Here is a 23,781-nt window from a genome sequence, read left to right on the forward strand (position 1 = left end):
ACTGGAATATCTGGAGAGGCGCGGACCGTACCCTCGACACTCTTTATTTCCGCCGGCGGGGCTTGTGCAGCTCGTACGCGATCTCCGCCCTGGTCATCCCGCAGTCCAGAAGCTCCCGCTCGCTCATGGCGGCGAGTTGATCCCGGGCCCGGGACCGTTCGCGCCTGATACGGACCGTTTCGACCAGCGCCCGCCACGCCCGCACGACCATCGCCGGCTCCGCCCGATGAAACCCGCCGGCGGACGCGACGCGCAATCCACTCAGCTCGCAGCCCTCACCGGCGCCTGCGGAAAAGAACCGAGCGCCCGCTCGGTCAGGATCGAGTCGCAGTACTCGCGGATCTCCTTGATCTCGCCGTCCTTGAGACGAAACACCAGGCAATAGTCATTGTCGTAGCGCACGCCTTCGGGCGTGACGTTGTCGCCCTTTGCCTCCACGACGACCACATCGCCGTCGGCGATGAAGCGGTGAGCGACCGTGCGCGTGCGGTCGCGCAGGCGGGTGCGCACATAGCCGTGCAAATCGTTGAGGATCGACTCCTTGCCTGAGAAGGTGCGCGACCAGGAATACTGGCCGGTCACGACCCATTTGGCGTCTTCGGCAAGGCTTGCAGCGAACAGGGCTCGATCGCGCGCGTTCGGATCGGGATTGGCGGCGGCGGCGAAAATATCCTGCATCAGTTTCTTGTTGGCGATCGCATTCATGGCGGCATCTCCGTTTGGTGGGAACGCGGAGATGATCGCCGCAGCATCAGAATTCTTCAAATCGATAGAGAATATGATATCTATTCGCCTGATGAATTTGAATTCGCTTGACCTCAACCTGCTGACCGCGCTCGACGCCCTGCTGCGCGAGGCCAGCGTGAGCCGCGCCGCGCTTCGGATGGGCCTGTCGCAGCCGGCGGCCAGCCACGCGCTGCAGCGCCTGCGCGACATTCTCGGCGATCCGCTGCTGGTGCGCACGGGCACGCGGATGGAGCTGACGCCGCGGGCGCAGGCCCTGCGCGCGCCGCTGGCGCAGGCGCTCGATCAGGTGCGCGGGCTGTTCGTGCCTGATGACTTCGACGCCGCACGCAGCGAGCGGCAATTCCGCCTGATGATGCCGGATCTCGCAGTCGAACTGCTGATGCCGCCGCTGATGGAGAAGGTGACGCGGGCCGCGCCCAACGTCCGCATCGACATCGTGCCATGGCGGGGATCGGCGATCTTCCACGCCGAGTTCGCCCGCACCATCGACCTCGTGATCTCGATCGGCAACGCCTTCAAGGGCTTTCACCGCCAGCTGCTCTACGTCGACAGCGACGCGCTGGCGGTGCGGCGCGGCCACCCCTTGGCGGCGAAGCTGAAGCGGCGCGAGACGTTCCTGGCCGCGCGCCATGTCGGCGTGATCATCCGAGGCAGCAACGAGGATCTGATCGACACCTGGCTGCGCGCCAAGGGCATCGAGCGGCACATTTCGCTGGTCGTGTCAGGCTATCTCGAAGCGCTGCACGTCGCTGCCCGCACCGATCTCGTCGCCTTCGTGCCGCGCCGGCTGATCGCGGCACTGTCGAAACAGCTCGGCCTCGTCACCGTGACGCCACCGCTCGACCCCGGGATCGACGAGCAGTTCATGTTCTACCCGACCCGCGCCCAGATGGACCCCGGCTCGATCTGGCTGCGCCGACTGATGCTGCAGACGGGGCGGGAGCTGGAGAAGCGGAAGGCTGGGTAGGACGCAGCTTCAACAGACACGGTGTCGTCCCGGACAAGCACAGCGGAGCGGAGCGCTGATCCGGGACCCATAACCACAGGATGCGGTTTGGCGAAGACTGCTCGTTCGGGATTGCTACCGATCGCAATCGATAGATTCCGCGGTATGGGTCCCGGGTCTGCGCTTGCGCTTGCCCGGGACGACACCGCGTATTTGTCACGCCTTCTGCGCGTCCATCACCTTGCGCACAGCGGGGCGGTCAGACATCCGCTTGAAATGCTCGGCGATCTTCGGGGTCGCGTTGATGTCGACGCTGTCGCCTTCGAGCCAGGTCGAGAGGGTGTAGAGATACGGATCGCAGATCGTGAACTGATCGCCCATCACCCACGGCCCCCGAAACATCTTCTGCTCGATCAGGGCGAAGCAGGCGGCCATGGTCTTCGGGACCATCGCCTTCATGTCGGCGAACGAGCTCTCCTGCGTCGCCCAGCGAGGACCGCGCATCTTGTGGGCATGATTGATGTGCACGGTCGAGCAGAGGTAGGAGTTGAACGACTGCACCTGGGCGAAGTCGAAGGGATCATCGAGCGGCGCGAGCTTCGCCTTGGGGAAGGTCTGCGCGAGATAGGCCAGCATCGCCGGCGTCTCGGTGAGGACGCCGCGATCCGTCACCAGCGCCGGCACACGCCCCTTCGGGTTGATCTTGAGATAGTCCGGGCTGTTCTGCTGGTTGTCCTTGAAGCTCAGCCGCTCGGCCGCGTAGTCGGCGCCGGCCTCCTCCAGGGTGATGTAGGTGGCGAGCGCGCAGGTGCCGGTGGCGTAGTAGAGCTTGAGCATGTCGGACCTCATGGGAAAGCCCGAGGTTAACGGCCCTCCGCCGCCCCGTCCATAGGGGACCTCTTCGCAGTTGCCCACCGCCGCCCGGCTGTGCGAAGACGCCGTCAATCGGAGGGGGATTTTGTCATGACCGTACTCATCGCCGGTGGCGGCATCGGCGGGCTGACGCTTGCGCTCAGCCTGCACCAGATCGGCGTTCCCGCAAAAGTCTTCGAAAGCGTCGCGGAACTGAAGCCGCTCGGCGTCGGCATCAACGTGCTGCCGCATGCGGTGCGCGAGCTGATCGAGCTCGGGCTGATGGACAGACTGGACGCCAGCGGGGTGCGGACGCGCGAGCTCGCCTATTTCTCCAAGCACGGCAAGCCGATCTGGAGCGAGCCTCGCGGGCTGGAGGCCGGCTACAAATGGCCGCAATTCTCGATCCATCGCGGCACGCTGCAACAGCTCCTGCTCGACACCGCGATCGAGCGGCTCGGCCGCGACAACATCCTCACCAGCCACCATCTGACCGGCTGGACCGAGACGGCAGATGGCGTGCGCGCCGACTTCATCGACCGGGCAACCGGCAAGGCCGCCGGGACTTACGACGGCGCGATCCTGATCGCCGCCGACGGCATCCATTCCGCCGCGCGCGAAAAGCTCTATCCCAATGAAGGTCCGCCGATCTGGAACGGCCGCATCCTCTGGCGCGGCGTCACGCCTTCCAAGGCCTTCCTGACCGGCCGCACCATGATCATGGCCGGCCATGAGATCCTGAAATTCGTCTGCTATCCGATCAGCAAGGCGCCGGACGCGGCGGGCAAACATCTGATCAACTGGGTCGCCGAGCGCCACATGCCGCCGACCTATCAGTGGCGGCGCGAGGACTATAACCGCACCGCGCGGCTGGAGGAGTTCCTGCCCTGGTTCGAGAGCTGGCAGTTCGACTGGCTTGACGTGCCCGGCCTGATCAAGAACTGCCCGCACGCCTATGAATATCCGCTGGTCGACCGCGATCCGGTCTCGCAATGGACCTTCGGCAAGGTCACGCTAATGGGCGATGCCGCGCATCCGATGTACCCGATCGGCTCGAACGGCGCCTCGCAGGCCATCCTCGATGCCCGCACCATCACCCGCGAGATTCTCGCGCATGGACCGACGACCGCGGCGCTGCTCGCCTATGAGGCCGAGCGCCGCCCCGCGACCACCGACCTCGTCCTGCTCAACCGCAAGAACGGACCCGAGCAGGTCATGCAACTGGTCGAAGAGCGCGCGCCCGACGGCTTTGAGGTCGTCACCGACGTGCTGTCGCAGAAGGAACTGGAAGACATCGCCGCCAACTACAAGCGCGTTGCGGGCTTCCAGGTCGAGGCGCTGAACGCGAAGCCGCCGATCGTCAGTGGAGATGCGAAGCGCGTGAGCGCCTGAAGGCGGGGCGGCAAGAGTTGTCCAACCGCCCCGCGTCCGTCACGGCCCATCAATATCCATACTGTCTGGAACACACCCAGTTGCCGTAGGCATCGTAGCAACGGTTGTTGTAGTAGCCGTATGCACCAGCCGCCGCCGCTCCGACTCCGACTGCCGCGGCTCCGTATGCGGCTCCCCGGTAGACGCCTCTACGCGCCGCAGTACGTGCTACGGGGTACCCTGCTATCGGCCGGGAGACGTGAGCGCGGCCGCCGTAGCGACCAGCGTGAACGGCACCGCCTCTGTAATGCGCGCCTCCTCCGTGAAATCCCCCTCCCCGATAGGCACCACCTCCTCCGCGGCCGCCGCGGGCGAGTGCGTCATCGGGAACAAGGCTTGCGCCGACAAGAGCGGCTGCGGCCAAGCCAACCAGAGCATATCGAAACATGGGCGTCCTCCCGTCATTGGAGTGCCGGTTCTATCCGCAGGGTGATGCCGTCAACGGGACAGGCACTTGCCCCCATCATTTGGCGCGCCGTGCATGTCCGATTGACCTAGATCAACGCCTGTCTGTTTCAAAGACCCGGGATGATCCAGCACTTTCAGGCCGAGGCTGAAGACCATGAGCGGCCGCAACCGCCCGCTGGTGCGCTTCGATCTAAGCCAATCCTTGGATGCGAGAGAAATTTGTCCATTCGATAGACGCGAATAACCGAGGCTGCGATCATGAAGTTCCGGGCGGGGTTGCTTGCGGCGGCTATCTTGCTGGCCGAAATGCACGCAAGTCATGCGGCGATACGGATCGCCGGCGATCGTGGCGGGCTAATCGACACCTATGTTGACAGATATGAACGCCTGCGCACTTCCGGAGAGACCGTCATCATCGATGGACTTTGTGCCTCATCGTGCACCATCGTTCTCGGTGCAGTTGCCGCTGACAAAATCTGTGTAACCTCGAAGGCCGCTCTCGGCTTCCACGCTGCTTGGGATTTCGGTCGGAAGGGAAGGACGATTACCGACCCTGACGCCACCAATTACCTATACTCCATGTATCCCGGGCCGGTGCAGCGTTGGATCGCGGCGCGCGGCGGGTTGAGGCCGCAACTCATCTTGCTGCGCGGCAAAGCACTTCGGGCGCTGTATAAGCCTTGCGCGCAGCACTCCGCGACACGGCCCCGACGGTAACGACTACCGCACCACCCTTGCCGCTTCCAGCAACCGCTCGGTCGCGCTTGCCGTTGCCAGCACCGTGCCGTTCTCCGCCATCAGCTTGGCCTCGACGAACGCAATCGTCTTGCCGAGCTGCGTCACCGTCGCCTCCCCGATGATCGGACCGGGCTTGGCGGGGCTGAGGAAATTCACGGTCATGCTGATGGTGGTGGTATAGAGCCGGCCCTCGCTCATCACCAGCACGGCCGGGCCCATGGTGTCGTCGAGCATGGCCGAGAGCATGCCGCCCTGGATGAAGCCCGCCGGATTGCAGAACTCCGGCTTGCCCTCGAAGCCGAGCTTGATCCAGCCCTCCTCGGGGCGGGCATCGAGCAGGCGCCATCCCAAGAGCTCCGCACAGGGTGGCCTGGGAAAATTGTCGAGCGCGGTCTTGACCATTGGCAGCCTCCGTTTCGCACCCCGATAGCGTAGCGCTGCTGCCAGCGTGCTGTCAGGAGGACGAGCCCGCTGAAAGGTTGAGCGCGTGCGCAATCACCTTGCGCATGACATTGGGCAGCGCCTCGTCCGCAAGGGTGGCGAGCGGCACCCAGCGCATACCCTCGGGCGCACGGGTGCGGGCTGCGGCCTTCGCCGTGTAGACCACCAGCTCCAGCGGAAAATGGGTGAAGACGTGGGTGACGACGCCCATTTTGCGCTGCCAGCGCGACAGCCCCTTCAGCGCCGGCGCCTGCAGCTTCGCCGCCGCGTCGTCCTGGCCGGCGAGCCAGTCCGAGCCGGGCACTTCGGTCATGCCGCCGAGCAGGCCCTTTTCGGGCCGGCCGCGGACCAGCAGATCCTCGCCGCGTGTGACGACGAAGGCCGCTCCGCGCCGCAACGTTCCGCTCTTCTTCGGCGCCTTGCGCGGAAAGGTCTCCTGCGTGCCTTGGAGGCGCGCCGTGCAATCCTCGTTCAGCGGACACAGCGAGCAGGCCGGCTTTTTCGGCGTGCAGATCGAAGCGCCGAGATCCATCAGCGCCTGCGCGCTGTCGCCGGCGCGGGAGTTTGCAAGCAGCGTCGCCGCTAGTTGCTGGATCAGAGGTTTCGCCTGCGGGAGCTGATCTTCAACTGCAAAGAGCCGCGACACCACGCGCTCGATATTGCCGTCGACCGGCATGGTGTGGCGATCGAAGGCGATCGCCGCGATCGCCGCCGCCGTGTACGGCCCGATGCCCGGCAGCGCACGCAGCCTCTCCTCGGTGTCGGGAAAGATGCCGCCATGCTCGCGCGTCACCGCGACCGCGCAGGCGTACAGGTTACGCGCGCGCGAGTAATAGCCTAGCCCGGCCCACATCCGCAGCACATCATCCTGCGAGGCCCGTCCGAGCGCAGTGACATCCGGCCAGCGCGCGACGAATTTTTCGAAATAGGGCCCGACCGCCTTCACCGTGGTCTGCTGCAGCATGATCTCCGACAGCCAGACGCGGTATGGGTCCGACGTCTCGCCGGGCGGGGCCCGCCACGGCAACCGGCGGCGGTGGCGGTCGTACCAGGCAAGCAACGCCACCGGGCGTGATGATGTCTCCGGCTGAGAAGGTTCCGGCTTCGGCTTACGGACGGATCTGGAACTCATTCCTGCACTGTAACGGCAATGCACCGGCCTCTCTACGTCATGCCCGCGCTCGTCGCGGGCATCCACGCCTTTCTTCGAGGGAAGAACGGGATGGCCGGGACATAGGCGAGCGGAAGCGACGCCGTCCTTCGGACGGCTAAGCCCGGCCATGACGCGCCGCGGGTCTGTGGCCCGCCCGCCGAAGTGCTATAAGGACCCATGTCCAAATTCCCTCCCAAACCCGGTCCGATCAGCGCCAAGCCGCTGGGCATCCTGCTCAACGACGTCTTTGCCGAGGCCTATGCCAAGCAGGGCTTTGCGGCGCGTGAGCTGGTGACGCGGTGGGCGCAGATTGCAGGTCCCGAGATCGCGGCCCATGCCGAGCCGCTGAAGATGCAATGGCCGCGCCCGGTGGAGGGCCAGCCGCAGGAGCCGGCGACCCTGGTGCTGCGGGTCGAGGGGCCGATGGCGCTGGAGATCCAGCATTCCGCGGACGTGATCCTGGAGCGCGTCAACCGCTTCTTCGGCTGGAGCGCGGTCGGCAAGCTCGCCTTCCGCCAGGCTCCACTGTCGCGCCCGCGCCGACCGGTCCGGCCCGGCCCGCCCGATCCCAAATCGGTGGCCAAGGTGGCGGAGAGCCTGGGCGATATCGAAGATGAACAACTGAAGACGGCGCTGGCGCGGCTGGGGGCCGCCATCAAGCGAAATTGAGCCTTATTTCGCGGCCAATCTGGACCCGTCTCTACCGCTCGCCATTGCCTCAAGCTACGTTTCAAGCTAGCGACAGGCCGCCCGGGCGGGAACCTCATAGACCCCCTGGGGCGACATTTTTGCCAATTCGGGAGCCGACCTTGATCATCACCCGCCGCGCCTTCACCACGATGCTGTCGCTGACCGGGCTTGCCGCGCTCGCCGGGCTGTCGCCGCTGCGGTTCATCTCGAAGGCCGCGGCTCAGTCCGCCGCCGACGTCACCAAGCCCGTGTCACTGCCCGACATGGCGCTCGGCCCGAACGATGCCGCCGTCACCATCACCGAATACGCCTCGATGACCTGCCCGCACTGCGCCGCCTTCAACGAGCAGGTGTTCCCGAAGATCAAGAAGGAATACATCGACACCGGCAAGGTGCGTTACATCTTCCGCGAGTTCCCGCTCGACATCAAAGCCGCCGCCGGCTCGATGCTGTCGCGCTGCATCGCCAATGGTGATGGGCCGAAATACTTCGCCGTCACCGACATGCTGTTTCGCCAGCAGAACGATTGGGTGGTGAAGAACACCACCGAGACCCTGACGCGGATCGGCAAGCAGGCCGGCCTCACCCAGCAGCAGGTCGAGGCCTGCCTGAAGGACCAGGCGCTGCTCGACAAGATCGCCGCCGACCAGAAATATGCCAGCGACGTTCTGAAGGTGGATTCGACGCCGACCTTCTTCATCAACGGCGAGAAGATCAAGGGTGAGGCCTCGTTCGAGGAATTCGCCAAGAAGATCAATCCGCTGCTGAAGAGCTGATTCGCTCGTCAAGATTCTGATTCGCATCTCGAAATCCGTATCTTTCCCGGCATAAATCCCTTGGGAAAAGCGGCTTTGGCCGGTTGCCCTCGCGGGGCACCGCGGCCATTGTCCAGCCGCATGAGGCGCCTCGCGCGACTCACCCGGATAGCGACACTGTCTTCCATGGTAGTGTCCCGGCAGGGGGATTCGCGCCTGCCAACAGAGATGCGTGCTTATGAAAATCACCCGCCTGCGCCTTCACGGTTTCAAGTCCTTCGTTGAGCCCACGGACTTCGTCATCGAGCCCGGCCTGACCGGCGTGGTCGGCCCCAACGGCTGCGGCAAGTCGAATCTCGTCGAAGCGCTGCGCTGGGCGATGGGTGAGACCTCGTACAAGTCGCTGCGCGCCGCCGACATGGACGCGGTGATCTTCGCAGGCTCCGGCAACCGTCCCGCGCGCAACCACGCCGAAGTGACGATGACGATCGACAATGCCGATCGCACCGCGCCGGCGGCGATGAACGACAGCCAGCTGCTCGAAATCTCCCGCCGCATCGAGCGCGAGGCGGGGTCGGTCTATCGCATCAACGGCCGCGACGTGCGCGCCCGCGACGTGCAGATCCTGTTTGCGGATGCCGCCACCGGCGCGCGTTCGCCGGCTCTCGTCCACCAAGGCAAGATCGGCGAGATCATCCAGGCCAAGCCCGAGCAGCGCCGTCGCGTGCTGGAAGACGCTGCCGGCGTCGCCGGTCTGCACGCCCGCCGCCACGAGGCCGAGCTGCGGCTGAAGGCGGCCGAAACCAACCTCACCCGCGTCGAGGACGTGATCGGCCAGCTCGCAGGACAAATGGAAGGCCTGAAGAAGCAGGCCCGCCAGGCCGTGCGCTACCGCGAGGTCGCGGCCAAGGTCCGCAAGGCCGAAGCAACCCTGTTCCACCTGCGCTGGGTCGGCGCCCATGCCGACGTCAACGAATCCGGCCAGACCCACGATCTCGCGGTGCGCGAGATGGCCGAGCGCACCCAGCACCAGGCCGAAGCCGCCCGCATCCAGGCGATCCGCGCCGCCGAAATGCCGGCGCTGCGCGATGCCGAGGCGCGCGCCGCCGCAGGCTTGCAGCGCCTGACCAATGCTCGCGAGCTGCTCGACCGCGAGGAGGAGCGCGCCAAGGAGCGCGTCGCCGAGCTCGAGCGCCGCCTTGCCCAGTTCGAAGGCGATATCTCCCGCGCCCAGCAGCAGACCATGGACGCCGACGTCGCGCTGCAGCGGCTCGACACCGAAGATTCCGAGCTGAAGGAAGAGATCAAGTCGCGCGTCGAGAAGCGCTCCGGTGTCGACGAGCGCGTCGGCGAAGCCGAGGCGGTGCTGACCGAAACCGAACAGCAGTTCGCCGAGCTCACCACCGCGCTGGCCGACCTCACCGCCAAGCGCAACCAGCTCGAGGCCAATGTCCGCACCCACCGCGACAAGCTGGCCCGGCTCGACCAGGAGATCGCGAACGTCGCTGCGGAAGAGCAGAAGCTTGCCGCCGAGACTGGCGGCTTTGGCGATCTCGACGAGCTGACCGCGACGGTCGAGACCGCGGAGCAGACGCTGGCCGCCTCGGAAGCCGCGGCGCAAGCGAGCGAAGCCGCCCACGTCGCGGCACGCCAGACGCTGGAATCCTCGCGCTCGCCGCTGGTCGAGGCCGACAAGCGCGCACAGCGGCTCGAAACCGAGGCGCGCACGATCTCCAAGATCCTCAACGGCGAGACCAAGAATCTGTGGCCGCCGATCATCGACGGCATCACCGTCGACAAGGGCTTTGAAAAGGCCATCGGCGCCGCGCTCGGCGACGATCTCGATGCCCCGATCGACCCGTCGGCGCCGATGCGCTGGACCAATGTCGGACACACCGACGGCGATCCGGAGCTGCCGGAAGGCGCCGTGCCGCTCGCCAATCATGTGCAGGCGCCGGCCGAGCTGACGCGCCGTCTGGCCCAGATCGGCGTGGTTCCGCGCGAGCGCGGTGCCGAGCTGGTCTCGCAGCTCAAGACCGGCCAGCGGCTGGTCTCGCCCGAGGGCGACGTCTGGCGCTGGGACGGCTTTGTCGCGGCGGCGCATGCGCCGACCGGTGCAGCCCGCCGCCTCGCCGAGCGCGCCCGTCTCGTCGACATCGAGAACGAGCTGGAGCAGGCCCGCATCGACGCGCAGATCAAGCGTCAGGCGCTGGAGAACGCCGAGTCCGAGCTGCAGATGGCCGCGAGCACCGAAGGCGCCAGCCGCGAAGCCTGGCGCGCCGCGCAGCGCGAGCTCAACGTCGCGCGTGAACGCCATGCCACCGCCGAGCGCGAGATCAGCCGCCACGCCGCGCGCAAGGCGACGCTGTCGGAAGCGCACAGCCGTCTCGCCGCCGACCGCGCCGAGGCCGAGGCCGCCTACGAATACGCAGAAGCCGGCATCTCCGAGCTGCCGTCGAGCGAGGATACCGAGACTCGTCTGGCCGCGGTCCGCAGCGACATCGAAGGCCATCGTCGCATGGCCGCGCAGGTCCGCGCCGAGGCGCAGGCGCTGGCGCGCGAGGCCGAGCTTGCCGACCGCCGCGTCCAGGCGATCCTCGCCGAGCGCACCGAGTGGGCGAACCGCAAGGAGAGCGCGGCCTCTCATATCGACACCATCCAGGCCCGCATTGCCGAACTCACGATCGAGCGCAGCGATCTCGAAAACGCGCCGCAAGTGTTCGCCGAGAAGCGCAGCGCGCTGATCACCGAGATCGAATATGCCGAGAACGACCGCCGCATGGCCGCCGACGCGCTCGCCACCGCGGAAAGCGCGATGGCGGAGACCGATCGCGTCGCCAAGCTGACGCTCGAAGCCCTCTCCAGCTCGCGCGAGGCCACCGCCCGCGCCGAGGAGCGCATGGAGGGCGCGCGGCGCCGTCTCGAGGACATCGAACGCGAGATCCGCGACATGCTTGAGGTCGAGCCGCAGGCCGTCGCCGGCCTCGCCGAGATCGAGCCCGGCGCGGAGCTGCCGCCGCTGCACGACATCGAGGAAGACCTCGAAAAGATGCGCCGCGACCGCGAGCGCCTAGGGGCCGTCAACCTCCGCGCTGAAGAAGAGCTGCGCGAGGTCGAGACCCAGCACACGGGTCTGGTCACCGAGCGCGACGACCTCGTCGAAGCCATCAAGCGGCTGCGCCAGGGCATCCAGAGCCTCAACAAGGAAGCGCGCGAGCGTCTCCTGACCTCGTTCGAGGTCGTCAACAACCACTTCAAGCGCCTGTTCGTCGAGCTGTTCGGCGGCGGCGAGGCCGCGCTGCACCTGATCGAGAGCGACGACCCGCTGGAAGCCGGCCTCGAAATCATCGCCAAGCCGCCGGGCAAGAAGCCGCAGACGCTGTCGCTGCTGTCGGGCGGCGAGCAGGCGCTGACCGCGATGGCGCTGATCTTCGCGGTGTTCCTCACTAACCCTTCGCCGATCTGCGTGCTGGACGAAGTCGACGCGCCGCTCGACGACCACAACGTCGAACGGTACTGCAACCTCCTCCACGAAATGACCGGCTCGACCGACACGCGCTTCATCATCATCACGCACAATCCGATCACGATGGCGCGGATGAACCGGCTGTTCGGCGTCACCATGGCCGAGCGCGGCGTGTCGCAGCTGGTGTCGGTCAGCCTGTCAGAGGCTGTGGACATTCTCGACCAGAACGTGGCTTGAGAAGATTGACCGTCATTCCGGGGCGATGCGCAGCATCGAGCCCGGAATCTCGAACCACAATCTCTGGATTCCGGGTTCGCGCTTCGCGCGCCCCGGAATGATGTGAGGTTGATGATGATCTCACCCACCCTCCCCGCCGAATTGAAAGCCGCCCTTGACGGCAGGCTGCAGGGCTTCTCCCGTACCGACGCCGCACAGCGTTCGCAGAAAATCTCGACCAGCTACCGCGCCGGCGGCGGCTCCGGCACGATCAAGTCGGACGCCGATGCGCTCGCCTATGCGCTCGCGCGCATGCCGGCGACCTACGCGGCCGTCGCCGCAAGCCTGAATGCGCTGACCGAGATCGCACCGGATCTGGCTCCGGAAACGCTGCTCGACGTCGGCGCAGGTCCGGGCACCGCGAGCTGGGCCGCCGCGGAGGCCTTTCCCTCGCTACAGGATTTTACGCTGCTCGACGCCAATGCCACTTTGAGCCGGCTCGCGCTCGAACTCGCGCGCGACAGCACGCGGCTGGCGGAATGCCGCTATCTGCCGGGCGATGCCGGCGGCAACCTCGCCGAGGTCGCGCAAGCGGATCTCGTGGTTGCGAGCTATGTCATCGGCGAGCTCAGTGAAAGCGAGCAGCGCGCGCTCGCCGCGGCCATGTGGGCGAAAGCGCGCCACGCACTGGTCGTGATCGAGCCCGGCACACCCGCCGGCACCGCGCGCATCCTCGCGCTGCGCCAGCAATTGATCGCGGCCGGCGCCTTCGTCGCCGCCCCCTGCCCGCACGAAAAACCCTGCCCGCTCACCGCGCCCGACTGGTGCCATTTCAACCAGCGCCTGCCGCGCTCGCAGGCACACCGGCAAATCAAGGGCGCGGAGGTGCCATTCGAGGACGAGCGCTTCATCTACGTCGCGCTGACCCGCACGCCGCCCGCCGTGCGCGCCGCGCGCGTGCTGGCGCCGCCGGATGTCGGCAAGGCCGAGATCACGGCCAAGCTCTGCACCGAGGATGGCGTCGCCATCACGAGGGTGCCTCGTCGCGACAAGGCCGCCTATGCCGGGGCACGCCGCTGGCGCTGGGGCGACGCCGTTCTGTCCGAAAGTTAACCTCGTTCCAGACTTTTGCCTTGAACGCGGGCGGCTCCACATTCGACCAAGCCTTACCTCTCCTCTGCGCCGGGCTCTCATCCTGCGCCAATTTGGTCTAGGCTAGCGCCCGCCTTCTTCCCCCTTCAGGAGTTCTCCATGTCGACCGGCTGGATCGTTCTCGGCGTCATCGTCGTCCTCGCGCTGTTCGCCTTCAGCGCCTACAACCGCCTGGTGGCGCTGAGCCAGCGCGTCGGCCAGGCCTTTGCCGATATCGACGTGCAGCTCAAGCAGCGCCACGACCTGATCCCGAACCTGGTCGAGACGGTGAAGGGCTACGCCTCGCACGAGCGCGGCACGCTCGACGACGTCATCAAGGCACGCAATTCGGCTATGTCGGCGCAGGGGCCGGCGCAGGTGTCCGCGGCCGAGAACCAGCTGTCCGGCGCGCTCGGCCGGCTGATCGCGCTGTCGGAGGCCTATCCCGACCTCAAGGCCAACGCCAATTTCCAGCAGCTCGCATCCGAGCTTTCCGACCTCGAGAACAAGATCGCGGCGAGCCGCCGCTTCTTCAACAACGCGGTCCAGGAATACAACACCGGCATCCAGCAGCTGCCCGCCGCTTTGTTCGCCGGCATGTTCGGCTTCACCAGGAAGGACTTCTTCGATCTCGGTGCCAGCCGCACCGAGGTCGAGGCCGCGCCGCAGGTGAAGTTCTGATCTTGAGCCGATAGGCCGGCAGGGCACCCGCGTCATGGCCGCGTATGGTCTCTACACGCACATCGCCTCGAACAAGTTTCGTTCGATGCTGCTGCTCGCCGGCCTGTTCATGCTGGTCTACGTGCTGGTCTATGCTGGCGCGTTGGTCGCCGAAGTCGTCATCAACGGCAATGAGACCGTCGTCTATTACCTGAGGCGCGCCCTCCACGATCTGATCGTGGCCGCACCGGTTGCGACGATCGTGGCGGCGGTCTGGGTCGTGATCGCCTATTTCTTCCACCAGTCGATGATCGACGCGGTGACCGGCGGCCACGACGTTACCCGGCAGGAGGAGCCGCGGCTCTACAATCTGCTGGAAAACCTCTGCATCTCGCGCGGCATTACCATGCCGAAGCTGAAGATCATGGAGAGCCCGGCGCTGAACGCGTTCGCGACCGGCCTCAATCCCAGGCAATATTCGATCACCGTCACCACGGGTCTGCTCGATGCGCTTGATGACAAGGAGATCGAGGCGGTGCTGGGCCATGAGCTGACCCACATCAAGAACGGCGACGTGCAGCTGATGGTGGTCGCCGTCATCATCGCAGGCGTGGTCGGCTTCTTCGGCGAATTGTTCTTCCGCCTGTTCACCAATTTCAATTGGAGCTCCGGCTCCGGCGGCTCATGGTCCTCGGGCTCCTCCTCGTCGTCGCGGTCGTCCTCGTCATCGAGCGACAACAAGAGTTCCGGCGGCGGCGCGGTGATCGTCATCATCATCGCGATCGTGCTGATCGTGGTGGCCTGGCTGCTGTCCCAGGTTGTCAAGCTCGCACTGTCGCGTTCGCGCGAGTATCTCGCCGACGCGGGCTCCGTCGAGCTGACGAAAGACCCCGATGCGATGATCTCGGCGCTGCGCAAGATCGAGAATCGCGGCGAGCTGCCCGGCGCGACCTCGGCCGTGATGGAGCTCTGCGTCGACAATCCCCGCGAGGGCTTTGCCGATCTGTTCGCGACCCACCCGTCCGTGCAATCCCGGGTCGACGCGCTCGTCAAGTTCGCCGGCGGCCACGATCCGGGCCCGCTGCCGCCGACCGAGGAGACGGACGAGCCCGAGGCGCAAGCTGACCCGCAGGACGCCCCACCGCCGCTGCGTCATGGCCCCTGGGACGATGCGGCCGCTCCGCCGCCCCTACCCGCACCCGGCCCCTCCGGGACCGCGAGCAGCAACCCGGCGGGCAATCTCATGGGTCCCTGGGGCCGTCATTAAGCACGCGATGTCCTGCCACGCGCAGCGGGTTTCGCCGCGATTGGGAAAAACTTCGGGAATTGCCGTATCGGCATGCCGAGGAATTGAATTCTCCCTTGTTTCTGCCATGTTCGCGCCCAACAGCAGACTTGGGACATCCTTCGGACATCGATTTGGGGCCCGGCCGATTGCGACCTCGCGATCGGGGGCGCGCGTTAGGGGACAGCAATGGCAAAGCCGGCAGTGGTTGTGGTGGGCGCGGACAAGGGCGGGGTCGGCAAGACCACGGTATCGCGCACCTTGCTCGATTATTTCTCGGCCAACAACGTGCCGACGCGCGCCTTCGACACGGAATCGCCGCGCGGAACCCTGAAGCGCTTCCACCCCGACATCACCGAGATCGTCGACATGACGACGACGTCGGACCAGATGAAGATCTTCGATACGCTCAACGCGACCAGCCCGTCGGTCACCGTGATCGACGTCCGCGCCGGCCTGCTCTCGCCGGCGCTGGCCTCGCTGCGCGACATCGGCTTCTTGGATGCCGCCAAGGCAGGCCAGATCACCTTCGCGGTGTTCCACATCCTCGGACCCTCGATCGCCTCGCTGGACGAGATCGCCGAAACCGCGGGCTTCATGACCGGCGCAAAATATTTCCTGGTGAAGAACTTCATCAACGACACCCAGTTCTTTCAATGGGACCAGGCGACCTACAATTCCTACTTCCACCGCATCAAGGACGCGACCGAGCTGACCATCCCCAAGCTCAACGAAATGGCCTATGAGCAGGTCGAGGTTTCGTCCGTCCCGTTCCTGAAATTCGTCGCCAACAAGGGCATCAGCGACGAGGCCGCGAACTATTCGTTCGTGCTGCGCGGCTATGTCCGGCACTGGCTGGCCAATGTCTGGAGCGAGTTCGACCGGATCCGGCTGACCGACATCGTCGGCTCGAAGCCCGCGACCCGCAACAGCGAAAAATAGTTGCGCAAGCAGGGCTGATACGGCTGGATTGGTCGCCAGGTTCGACTGATATAGCTGCCGATGCCCGCCACGCCCGTCTACATCATCTGCTCGCCCCGCCCGCAGGTCGGCAAGACACTGCTGGCGCGGCTGCTCGCTGAATTTCTGCTGCTCAAGAACGGCAACGTCGCGGCCTTCGACGTCAATCTGAAGGAACCGTCGCTGCTCGACTACCTGCCAAAGATCACGGAGACCGCCGACGTGATCGACACCTACGGCAAGATGCAGCTGATGGACCGCGTCATCGTCGATGATGGCATGGCCAAGGTGATCGACCTCGGCTTCCACGCCTTCGACGAGTTCTTCAAGATGACCGACGAGATCGGCCTCTTGAAGGAGGCCGCCCGCCGCCATGTCGCGCCTCAGATCCTGTTCGTCGCCGACACCGATCGCGCCTCCGCCCGCGCCCACGAGATGCTGCGCGGGCAGATCCCGCGGATGAACCTGATCACCGTGGACAATGAATATGTCGTGCGCGGTGAGCTGCCGGCCGCGATGGCCGGCGGCCGGCTGTTCCGCCTGCCTGCCTTGCCCGGCTTCCTCAAGACCTATGTCGACCGGCTGAACTTCTCCTTCACCGGCTATCTGCGCCAGGAGAAGGACGCCTCCACCGAGCTGCACCAATGGACCCGGCGGAATTACTTTGCCTTCCGCGAGCTCGAGCTCAGCCTGATCCTTCAGCGATCCTAGATAATTTCACCCGGATAATATTGACTGCGGGTTGGAGCGGGCTTATTGAGGCGGGCATCAATATCCCCCTCAGCAAGGCCCGTCACCGTGAGCGTCGACCGGAAAGCAGCGATTGCCGCCTACAAGGAGCGGAAGACCATTGCGGGCATCTTCGTCGTGCGTTGCGCGGTCTCGGGCGAGGCCTGGGTCGGCCAGGCGCCGAACCTGGAGACGATCCGGAACCGCATCTGGTTCTCGCTGCGCCAGGGCAGCCACACCTGCCGCAGCCTTCAGGCAGCCTGGAATGCGCATGGCGAGCCCGGCCTGACCTTTGGCGAATGCGAGCGCCTGGAGGATGAGGAAACCGCCTATGTCAGGAACGCGCTCCTGAAGGAGCGCCTGCTGCATTGGCGGGATGAACTGAAGGCCGAGGCGATCTGAAGATCGTGGCGACCTCTCAGTGTCCCTCGAACGTCATCAGCGTGCGCACCGGCACGTCCATGGCGCGCAGCTTGGCGGCGCCCCCGAGCTCGGGCAGATCGATGATGAAGCAGGCGGCGACGACGTTGGCGCCGATCTGGCGCAGCAGCTTCACCGCGCCTTCCGCGGTGCCGCCGGTGGCGATGAGGTCGTCGACCAGGATGACCCGCTCGCCGGGCTGGATGGCGTCGACATGCATCTCCATCTCGTCGATGCCGTACTCGAGCGAATAAGCGATGCGCACGGTGGTGTGCGGCAGCTTGCCCTTCTTGCGGATCGGCACGAAGCCGGCCGAGAGCTGGTGCGCCACCGCACCGCCGATGATGAAGCCCCTCGCCTCCATGCCGGCGACCTTGTCGATCTTGTTGCCGGCCCAGGGGTTGACGAGCTCGTCGACCGCGCGGCGGAACGCGCGCGCGTCCGCAAGCAGGGTCGTGATATCGCGGAACATGATCCCCGGCTTGGGATAGTCGGGAATGGTACGGACGCTCGCCTTGATGTCGTGGTCAAAGGTCATTCGGTTCTCATCTCAGTTGTCATTCCGGGGCGATGCGTCAGCATCGAACCCGGAATCTCGAGATTCCGGATCTGGTGCTGACGCACCATCCCGGAATGACGAGGTGAAATATCCTGCACTCAATTCGCCCCAGCATCCAGCCGGAACGCATTCTCGACAATACGTAGTCCCACCTCATTGCTGAGCGACATCAGCGATTCCGGATGGAATTGCACGCCGGCGACCGGCAGCGTCTTGTGCTCCAGCGCCATGGCGACGCCGTCCTCGGTGCTGGCGGTGACGGACAACACCTCCGGCATGCTGTCGCGCTCGACAAAGAGCGAGTGATAGCGGCCGATGACGATCTCGTTCGGCAAATTGCGCATCAAGCGTCCGCCGCGCACCTGCACCCGCGAAGGACGGCCGTGCGCGGGATGGGTGAGCTGGCCGAGCTCGCCGCCGAAATATTCGCCGATCGCCTGCACGCCGAGGCAGACGCCAAACACCGGCAGCTTCTGCTCCAGCGCCGCGTCGATCGTCTTCTTGATCCCGAAATCTTCCGGTCTGCCGGGGCCCGGCGACAGCACCAGCAAATCCCATGTCTTCCGCTTGAGCATGTCGAGTGCATGCACATGGCGGACCACGGTGACGTCGGCGCCGACCTGGCGGAAATAATCGGCGAGCATGTGCACGAAGCTGTCGTCGTGGTCGATCAGCAGCACCCGCTTGCCCGAACCGGTCGCATCCGGCGCAAAAGTCGACAGCGGCTTTGGCGGATCGCCGCGCAGCGCCTGGAACAGGGCTGCGGCCTTGACCTGGCATTCGCGGTCTTCCGCGGCAGGATCCGAGTCGAACAGACAGGTGGCGCCGACACGCACTTCAGCCAGACCATCCTTCATGCGAATGGTGCGGATGGTGAGGCCGGTGTTGATGCTGCCGTCGAAGTTCACTGCGCCGATCGCGCCGGCATACCAGCGGCGCGGCGAGCGCTCGTGATCCTCGACGAACTGCATCGCCCACAGCTTGGGTGCGCCGGTGACGGTCACGGCCCACGCGTGGGTGAGGAAGGCGTCGAGCGCGTCGAAGCCGGGACGCAGCATGCCCTCGACATGATCGACGGTGTGGAAGAGCTTTGAATAGGTCTCGATCTGGCGCCGCGCCAGCACCTTGATCGTGCCGGGCACGCAGACGCGCGCCTTGTCGTTGCGGTCGACGTCGGTGCACATGTTGAGCTCGAACTCGTCCTTCTCCGAGTTCAGGAGCTGGCGGATCTGCTCGGCATCGCCGATCGCGTCGGTGCCGCGCGCGATCGTGCCTGAGATCGGGCAGGTCTCGACCCGACGTCCGTCCGAGCGCACGAACATTTCCGGCGAGGCCGACACCAGGAATTCGCCCTCACCCAGATTCATCAGCGCGCCGTAGGGCGACGGGTTGATGACGCAGAGCCGCTGGAACACTTCGGCAGGCGAGCGATCGCAGGGCTCGGCGAACAGCTGGCCCGGCACCGCCTCGAACAGATCGCCGCGCGCAAACGCAGCACGCGCCGTCTCGACGGTGGCCTGATATTCGCCGGGCGCGTGATCGGCAAACCCCTGCCGCGGCGTCTTCAGATACGGACTCTCGGCGGTCTCGCGCGGCAGGCCCTCGGTCGACTTGCCCTTCCAGGCAAAATCGTAGCTCAGCACCACGCCGCGGCCGGTGGCGCGGTCATAGGCCAGCAGGCGGTCGGGCACGTAGAGAACGATGTCACGCTGGTCGCTCTCTCGTGCGCGCTTCTGCACGAGGTCCTCGATCTGGAACACGAGGTCGTAGGCGAAAGCGCCGAACAGGCCGAGCAACCCGTCGTCATTGGCCGAGAAGGCGGCAATGATATCGCGCACCAGCGACATCACGCTGGCGCGCCGCGTGCGCTGGTCTTCCTCGACCGGCGCATCGCCGCGGATGATGTGGCCGGCAAGGCGCGTGGCGTTCTTCTCGGAGATGACGACGCAGGGCTCGCGCAGCACATCGCCGAGGAAGGCGATCAGCACCTGCCCGCGCGCGTTCAGCGCCTCCAGCTTGAAATTGACGCCAGATGTCTCGAGCTTGAGCGGGGGATCAGAGAAGCCGAGATCAAAGCTCTCGTAGCGGCCGGGCACGGTCGTGCCCGAGGACAGCACCACGCCGCGGCGGCGGTCGAGCAGGTTGATCAGGTCGTCGAGCCTGTTGGCGCCGCCGGTAAACTGCTCCGCCACGCGCGTGATCGCCAGACCCGCGCGGGTCGCGTAGTCGCTTCTGGCCGGGAGGGCAAAGACTGTCCTGTTCATGTCGTCCTCTTACGAAACTTGCCGAGGGAACGCCACACAGGACAAACGAGAAGGCCGCCGCACTGTGCAGGCGACCTCAGACGATTTGGGAAAGGTAAATCGCACCGGCCACCTCGTTAGGAGGTGCGCCACCAAAGACGGGCTGGGCAGGCTGCGGTGCTCATGGGCGGATACTCACCATGGCGCGGGGGCGGCGTCAAGGTGAGAAACCTACTCCCCGCGACCGGGGCGCGCAGCGTCCGGCTGCCGCTTCTGCTTGGCTCAGGGCTCCTCGGCCTGCGGCTCCCAGCCGAACCGGTTCTTCTTTCGATCCCATTTGAGGACGGAATAGCCGTCGCATTCCATGCATCCCCAAAGGACGAGCTTGCCGCCCTTGTCCTTCGAGAGAGCGGCGAACTGGCGGTTCGTGCGTATGGCGTCGACAAAGCGGATCTTCGGCTTCTCGCCGTCCGCCTGATCGAGGAGCAGCATGAACCTGCCCTTGGGACCCGCACACTCCTGAAACACGCCGACCACGGCGATCTGCTTCGTGGCGCCGCCGTCGAAGCGCCCCTCGATGGTAAAGGACATGCCGGCGCCCTTCATCGCGTCGGTGCCGTTCTCGAACATCAGCTCTTTGGGGATCAGGTCCTTGCGGAATTCAGTCGCCTTGCACCAGCTCTTGCGGATCTGGTTCGCGGGGATACCGCGAACCTCCGCCGTGAAGGGTTGGAATTCCGCGATGACCCACCAGGCCTCGGTTTTGAGATTACCGTTCAGCGTGACGAAGGCTTGTTGTCCCGGCGCCTGAGCTGCCGTCAGCAGCAGGACGCCAAGGACGATCACCGGTCGAACGATCGAGCCGAGCACGCGGCGCGTGAGAAACGATGTCGACATTCCCTCGCTGCCCCTGGTCGATTGCTCCCATCTCAACCCAGATGCTTCCTGAAAAACTCCGTCGCCCGTCCCCAGGCGAGTTCGGCGGCTTCGCGGTCGTGCACGGCCTGGCGCTGCTCGTTGACGAAGGCGTGCTCGGCGTCATAGCGGAACAGCTCCAGCGACTTCCCGGCGGCCTTCATGGCCTTCTCGAAGCCGCTGACCAGCTCCGGTGTGCACCAATCGTCCTTGTTGGCGAAATGGGCCTGGAGCGGGATCTTGACGTCGGCGGGCTTGGCCGCCTGCTCCGGCGGGATGCCGTAGAACACGACGCCGGCCGCGAGCTCTGGCACATGCACCGAGCCGATGATGGTGACGGCGCCGCCGAGACAGAAGCCGGTCAGCCCGACCTTGGCGCCGTTACGCGACAGGTATTGCGCGGCGCCGCGCACGGTCTGCGTGGTGGCGTCCATGAAGTCGAGCGAGTTCATCTCCTTGTTGGCGCTGTCCGTGTCGTGATACGGCACCACCTTGCCCTTGTAGAGATCGGGTGCCAGCGCGTCGAAACCGGCCAACGCGAAGCGGTCGCACAGGCCCTTGATCTGGTCCGACAGGCCCCACCATTCCTGGATCACGACCACGCCCGGCGCGTTGCCGCGCGCGGCATTGGCGAGATAGCCCGAGGCGTCCTTGCCGTCCGGGCGCTTGAAGGTGATGGCGGTTCCCATGGTGTCCTCCGATGAGATCTTGGGGGAGCGGTTGGTGGCATTTTGGCGGGTGCATGCGAACGACGCAATCACCGCGCAAACAAACTCTCGTGCCCCGGATGCAGCGCAGCGCGCCGCCCCTTGCGGCGTGACGCGCCGCAGATCCGGGGGTCCAGCTACGAGCATTCTGGGTCCCGGCTCGCGCTTCGCGCCTGCGGGACACGGACCCAACAAAAAAGCCCCCTTGCGGGGGCTTCTTCATTTCTCGTCGCATCAGAGCACTCAGTGGGAGCTGGCCCAGACCTTCTTCTTGGTGAAGTACATCAGCCCCGCGAACAGGATCAGGAACACGAAGACCTGGAATCCGAGGCGCTTGCGCGCTTCCATGTGCGGCTCGGCGGTCCACATCAGGAAGGTGGTGACGTCCTTGGAATATTGCGCGACCGTGGTCGGCGAGCCGTCGTCATAGGTCACCTGGCCGTCGCTGAGCGGCTTCGGCATCTTGATGGCGTGGCCCGGGAAGTACTTGTTGTAGTACGAGCCCTCCGGAATGGTCACGCCTTCCGGCACCTTGTCCTCGAAGCCCTGCAGCAATGCCGAGACGTAGTCCGGGCCCTGCTCCTGGAACTGGGTGAAGAAGTCGAAGATGAACCAGGGGAAGCCGCGCTTATAGGAGCGCGCCTTGGTGATCAGGGAGAGGTCCGGCGGCGCCGCGCCACCGTTCGCCGCGCGAGCGGCCTGCTCGTTCGGGAACGGCGAGGGGAAATAGTCCGCCGGACGCCCCGCACGCTCGAACATGTCGCCGGCATCGTTCGGACCGTCCTTGACCTTGTATTCCGACGCGAAGGCCGCCGCCTGCGCCACCGAATAGCTGGGCCCACCGGGCTCGGCGAGGTTGCGGAAGGCCACATAGGACAGGCCGTGGCAGCTGGCGCAGACCTCCTTGTAGACCTTCAGGCCGCGCTGCAGCGCGCCGCGGTCGAACTTACCGAAAGGGCCGGAGAACGACCATTTGTTGCCCGGAGGCGTATCGCTGCCTTCAGACGCCTTCGCGCTGTCGACCGAGCCTGCGAACAACGAACCGGCGAGCGCCAGCATGATCGCGGTCGAGACCATCGGCGTCGATCGGCTGCCGGTCTTGGCCAGCACCGCATCCGAGATCGAGTTCGGCACCGGCCGCGGCTTCTCGATGCGCGAGAGCAGCGGCAGCACGATCAGGAAGTAGGCGAAGTAGCAGACCGTCAGGACCCGGCCGGCAATGACGTAGATGCCTTCCGGCGGCTGCGCCCCGAGATAGCCGAGCAGGATGCAGACCACGACGAAGATCCAGAAGAACTGCTTGGCCAGCGGGCGATACTTCGACGACCTCGTCTTCGCGGCGTCCAGCCAGGGCAGGAAGCACAGGATGATGATCGCACCGAACATCCCGATGACGCCGGCGAGCTTGTTCGGGATCGAGCGCAGGATCGCGTAGAACGGCAGGTAATACCATTCCGGCACGATGTGCGGCGGCGTCACGCCCGGGTTCGCCGGAATGTAGTTGTCGGCGTCGCCGAGATAGTTCGGCATGTAGAAGATGAACCAGGCGTAGAGCAGCATGAAGCAGGCGACGCCGAACATGTCCTTGATGGTCGCGTGCGGCGTAAACGGCACCGTATCCTTTTCCGTCTTCGGCTCGACGCCGTCAGGATTGTTCTGGCCGGCGACGTGCAGCGCCCAGACGTGGAGCACGACGACGCCCGCGATCAAGAACGGCAGCAGGTAATGCAGCGAGAAGAAGCGGTTCAGCGTCGGATTGCCGACCGAATAGCCGCCCCACAGCAGCGTCACGATGCTCTCGCCGACATAGGGAATGGCGGAGAACAGGTTGGTGATGACCGTGGCGCCCCAGAAACTCATCTGGCCCCAGGGCAGCACGTAGCCCATGAAGCCGGTCGCCATCATCAAGAGGTAGATGATGACGCCGAGGATCCACAGCACCTCGCGCGGCTCCTTGTAGGACCCGTAATAGAGGCCGCGGAACATGTGAACGTAGACGGCGACAAAGAACATCGATGCGCCGACCGCATGCATGTTGCGCAGCAGCCAGCCGTAGTTCACGTCACGGACGATCAGCTCGACCGACTTGAAGGCGAGATCGGCATGCGGCGTATAGTGCATCGCCAGGATCACGCCGGTCAGGATCTGCATCCCCAGCATGAAGGAGAGGATGGCGCCGAAGGTCCACCAATAGTTCAGGTTACGCGGGGTGGGATAGGCAACGAAGGAGGAGTGCATGAGGCCGAGGATCGGCAGGCGCCGCTCGATCCATTGCAGGGCCGGATTGCTCGGCTGGTAGTCGGATGGTCCGCTCATGATGCGATCCTGA

General features: G+C 65.4%; 22 protein-coding genes. 12 read left to right on the forward strand and 10 right to left on the reverse strand.

The features are described from left to right. Nucleotides 1-43 precede the first annotated feature (43 nt). Nucleotides 44-211: a DUF1127 domain-containing protein gene (locus tag XI04_RS30445; RefSeq protein WP_080670146.1), complete on the reverse strand. Its 168-nt coding sequence runs from the start codon at nucleotides 209-211 to the stop codon at nucleotides 44-46. A gap of 50 nt (nucleotides 212-261) precedes the next feature. After that, on the reverse strand, nucleotides 262-705 hold the full coding sequence (locus XI04_RS30450) for a nuclear transport factor 2 family protein (protein WP_271608306.1): 444 nt from the start codon (nucleotides 703-705) through the stop codon (nucleotides 262-264). Between the two features lie 91 nt (nucleotides 706-796). Here XI04_RS30450 and XI04_RS30455 point away from each other — a divergent pair, with 91 nt between their 5' ends. Continuing rightward, nucleotides 797-1,714: a LysR family transcriptional regulator gene (locus tag XI04_RS30455; protein WP_271608353.1), complete on the forward strand. Its 918-nt coding sequence runs from the start codon at nucleotides 797-799 to the stop codon at nucleotides 1,712-1,714. Nucleotides 1,715-1,909: 195 nt separating this feature from the next. On the opposite strand, the gene XI04_RS30460 is transcribed toward XI04_RS30455, so the two are convergent. Then, nucleotides 1,910-2,530 (reverse strand): glutathione S-transferase family protein, encoded by a 621-nt coding sequence (locus XI04_RS30460; RefSeq protein WP_028141686.1) that lies wholly within the window; start codon nucleotides 2,528-2,530, stop codon nucleotides 1,910-1,912. 126 nt (nucleotides 2,531-2,656) lie between these two features. Here XI04_RS30460 and XI04_RS30465 point away from each other — a divergent pair, with 126 nt between their 5' ends. Further along, nucleotides 2,657-3,937, forward strand: coding sequence for a flavin-dependent oxidoreductase (locus tag XI04_RS30465; RefSeq protein WP_038948303.1), 1,281 nt, complete (start codon nucleotides 2,657-2,659; stop codon nucleotides 3,935-3,937). Between the two features lie 705 nt (nucleotides 3,938-4,642). Further along, nucleotides 4,643-5,101, forward strand: coding sequence for a hypothetical protein (locus XI04_RS30475; RefSeq protein ID WP_028141689.1), 459 nt, complete (start codon nucleotides 4,643-4,645; stop codon nucleotides 5,099-5,101). Nucleotides 5,102-5,104: 3 nt separating this feature from the next. On the opposite strand, the gene XI04_RS30480 is transcribed toward XI04_RS30475, so the two are convergent. Both XI04_RS30480 and mutY read right to left on the reverse strand, forming a co-directional pair. After that, on the reverse strand, nucleotides 5,105-5,524 hold the full coding sequence (locus tag XI04_RS30480; RefSeq protein ID WP_038948304.1) for a PaaI family thioesterase: 420 nt from the start codon (nucleotides 5,522-5,524) through the stop codon (nucleotides 5,105-5,107). Between the two features lie 52 nt (nucleotides 5,525-5,576). Then, on the reverse strand, nucleotides 5,577-6,695 hold the full coding sequence (gene mutY, locus XI04_RS30485; RefSeq protein WP_038948305.1) for an A/G-specific adenine glycosylase: 1,119 nt from the start codon (nucleotides 6,693-6,695) through the stop codon (nucleotides 5,577-5,579). 198 nt (nucleotides 6,696-6,893) lie between these two features. Between mutY and XI04_RS30490 the strand changes: the two genes are divergently transcribed. The 9 genes from XI04_RS30490 to XI04_RS30530 all read left to right on the forward strand — a co-directional run bounded on the left by XI04_RS30490 (nucleotide 6,894) and on the right by XI04_RS30530 (nucleotide 17,010). Further along, entirely contained in the window at nucleotides 6,894-7,385 is a 492-nt protein-coding gene (locus XI04_RS30490; RefSeq protein WP_028141692.1) for a DUF721 domain-containing protein, read from the forward strand. 140 nt (nucleotides 7,386-7,525) lie between these two features. Then, entirely contained in the window at nucleotides 7,526-8,182 is a 657-nt protein-coding gene (locus XI04_RS30495; RefSeq protein ID WP_028141693.1) for a DsbA family protein, read from the forward strand. Between the two features lie 217 nt (nucleotides 8,183-8,399). Further along, nucleotides 8,400-11,864, forward strand: coding sequence for a chromosome segregation protein SMC (gene smc, locus XI04_RS30500; RefSeq protein ID WP_028141694.1), 3,465 nt, complete (start codon nucleotides 8,400-8,402; stop codon nucleotides 11,862-11,864). A 111-nt stretch (nucleotides 11,865-11,975) separates the two neighbouring features. After that, nucleotides 11,976-12,956 carry a small ribosomal subunit Rsm22 family protein gene (locus tag XI04_RS30505; protein WP_028141695.1) on the forward strand — a complete coding sequence of 327 codons (981 nt, stop codon included), beginning with the start codon at nucleotides 11,976-11,978 and terminating at the stop codon, nucleotides 12,954-12,956. A gap of 138 nt (nucleotides 12,957-13,094) precedes the next feature. Beyond that, nucleotides 13,095-13,655, forward strand: coding sequence for a LemA family protein (locus XI04_RS30510; RefSeq protein ID WP_018323315.1), 561 nt, complete (start codon nucleotides 13,095-13,097; stop codon nucleotides 13,653-13,655). 34 nt (nucleotides 13,656-13,689) lie between these two features. Then, entirely contained in the window at nucleotides 13,690-14,901 is a 1,212-nt protein-coding gene (locus XI04_RS30515) for a M48 family metallopeptidase (RefSeq protein WP_038948308.1), read from the forward strand. A gap of 207 nt (nucleotides 14,902-15,108) precedes the next feature. After that, nucleotides 15,109-15,861: a hypothetical protein gene (locus XI04_RS30520; RefSeq protein WP_271608307.1), complete on the forward strand. Its 753-nt coding sequence runs from the start codon at nucleotides 15,109-15,111 to the stop codon at nucleotides 15,859-15,861. A gap of 60 nt (nucleotides 15,862-15,921) precedes the next feature. After that, nucleotides 15,922-16,590, forward strand: coding sequence for a hypothetical protein (locus XI04_RS30525; protein WP_028141698.1), 669 nt, complete (start codon nucleotides 15,922-15,924; stop codon nucleotides 16,588-16,590). Nucleotides 16,591-16,677: 87 nt separating this feature from the next. After that, on the forward strand, nucleotides 16,678-17,010 hold the full coding sequence (locus XI04_RS30530; protein WP_271608308.1) for a GIY-YIG nuclease family protein: 333 nt from the start codon (nucleotides 16,678-16,680) through the stop codon (nucleotides 17,008-17,010). A 16-nt stretch (nucleotides 17,011-17,026) separates the two neighbouring features. On the opposite strand, the gene XI04_RS30535 is transcribed toward XI04_RS30530, so the two are convergent. From XI04_RS30535 to fbcH, 5 genes are all read right to left on the reverse strand, one after another. Next, nucleotides 17,027-17,566, reverse strand: coding sequence for an adenine phosphoribosyltransferase (locus XI04_RS30535; protein WP_018323310.1), 540 nt, complete (start codon nucleotides 17,564-17,566; stop codon nucleotides 17,027-17,029). 119 nt (nucleotides 17,567-17,685) lie between these two features. After that, nucleotides 17,686-19,851: an anthranilate synthase component I gene (locus XI04_RS30540; protein ID WP_271594605.1), complete on the reverse strand. Its 2,166-nt coding sequence runs from the start codon at nucleotides 19,849-19,851 to the stop codon at nucleotides 17,686-17,688. Nucleotides 19,852-20,112: 261 nt separating this feature from the next. Further along, on the reverse strand, nucleotides 20,113-20,727 hold the full coding sequence (locus XI04_RS30545; protein WP_271608309.1) for a hypothetical protein: 615 nt from the start codon (nucleotides 20,725-20,727) through the stop codon (nucleotides 20,113-20,115). A 32-nt stretch (nucleotides 20,728-20,759) separates the two neighbouring features. Continuing rightward, entirely contained in the window at nucleotides 20,760-21,434 is a 675-nt protein-coding gene (locus XI04_RS30550; protein ID WP_028141701.1) for a dienelactone hydrolase family protein, read from the reverse strand. Between the two features lie 261 nt (nucleotides 21,435-21,695). Continuing rightward, nucleotides 21,696-23,768 carry a cytochrome b/c1 gene (fbcH, locus tag XI04_RS30555; RefSeq protein ID WP_095426908.1) on the reverse strand — a complete coding sequence of 691 codons (2,073 nt, stop codon included), beginning with the start codon at nucleotides 23,766-23,768 and terminating at the stop codon, nucleotides 21,696-21,698. Between the last annotated feature and the right edge of the window lie 13 nt (nucleotides 23,769-23,781).

The sequence above is a fragment of the Bradyrhizobium sp. CCBAU 11430 genome, assembly GCF_028128855.1.
GTDB lineage: Bacteria > Pseudomonadota > Alphaproteobacteria > Rhizobiales > Xanthobacteraceae > Bradyrhizobium > Bradyrhizobium ottawaense.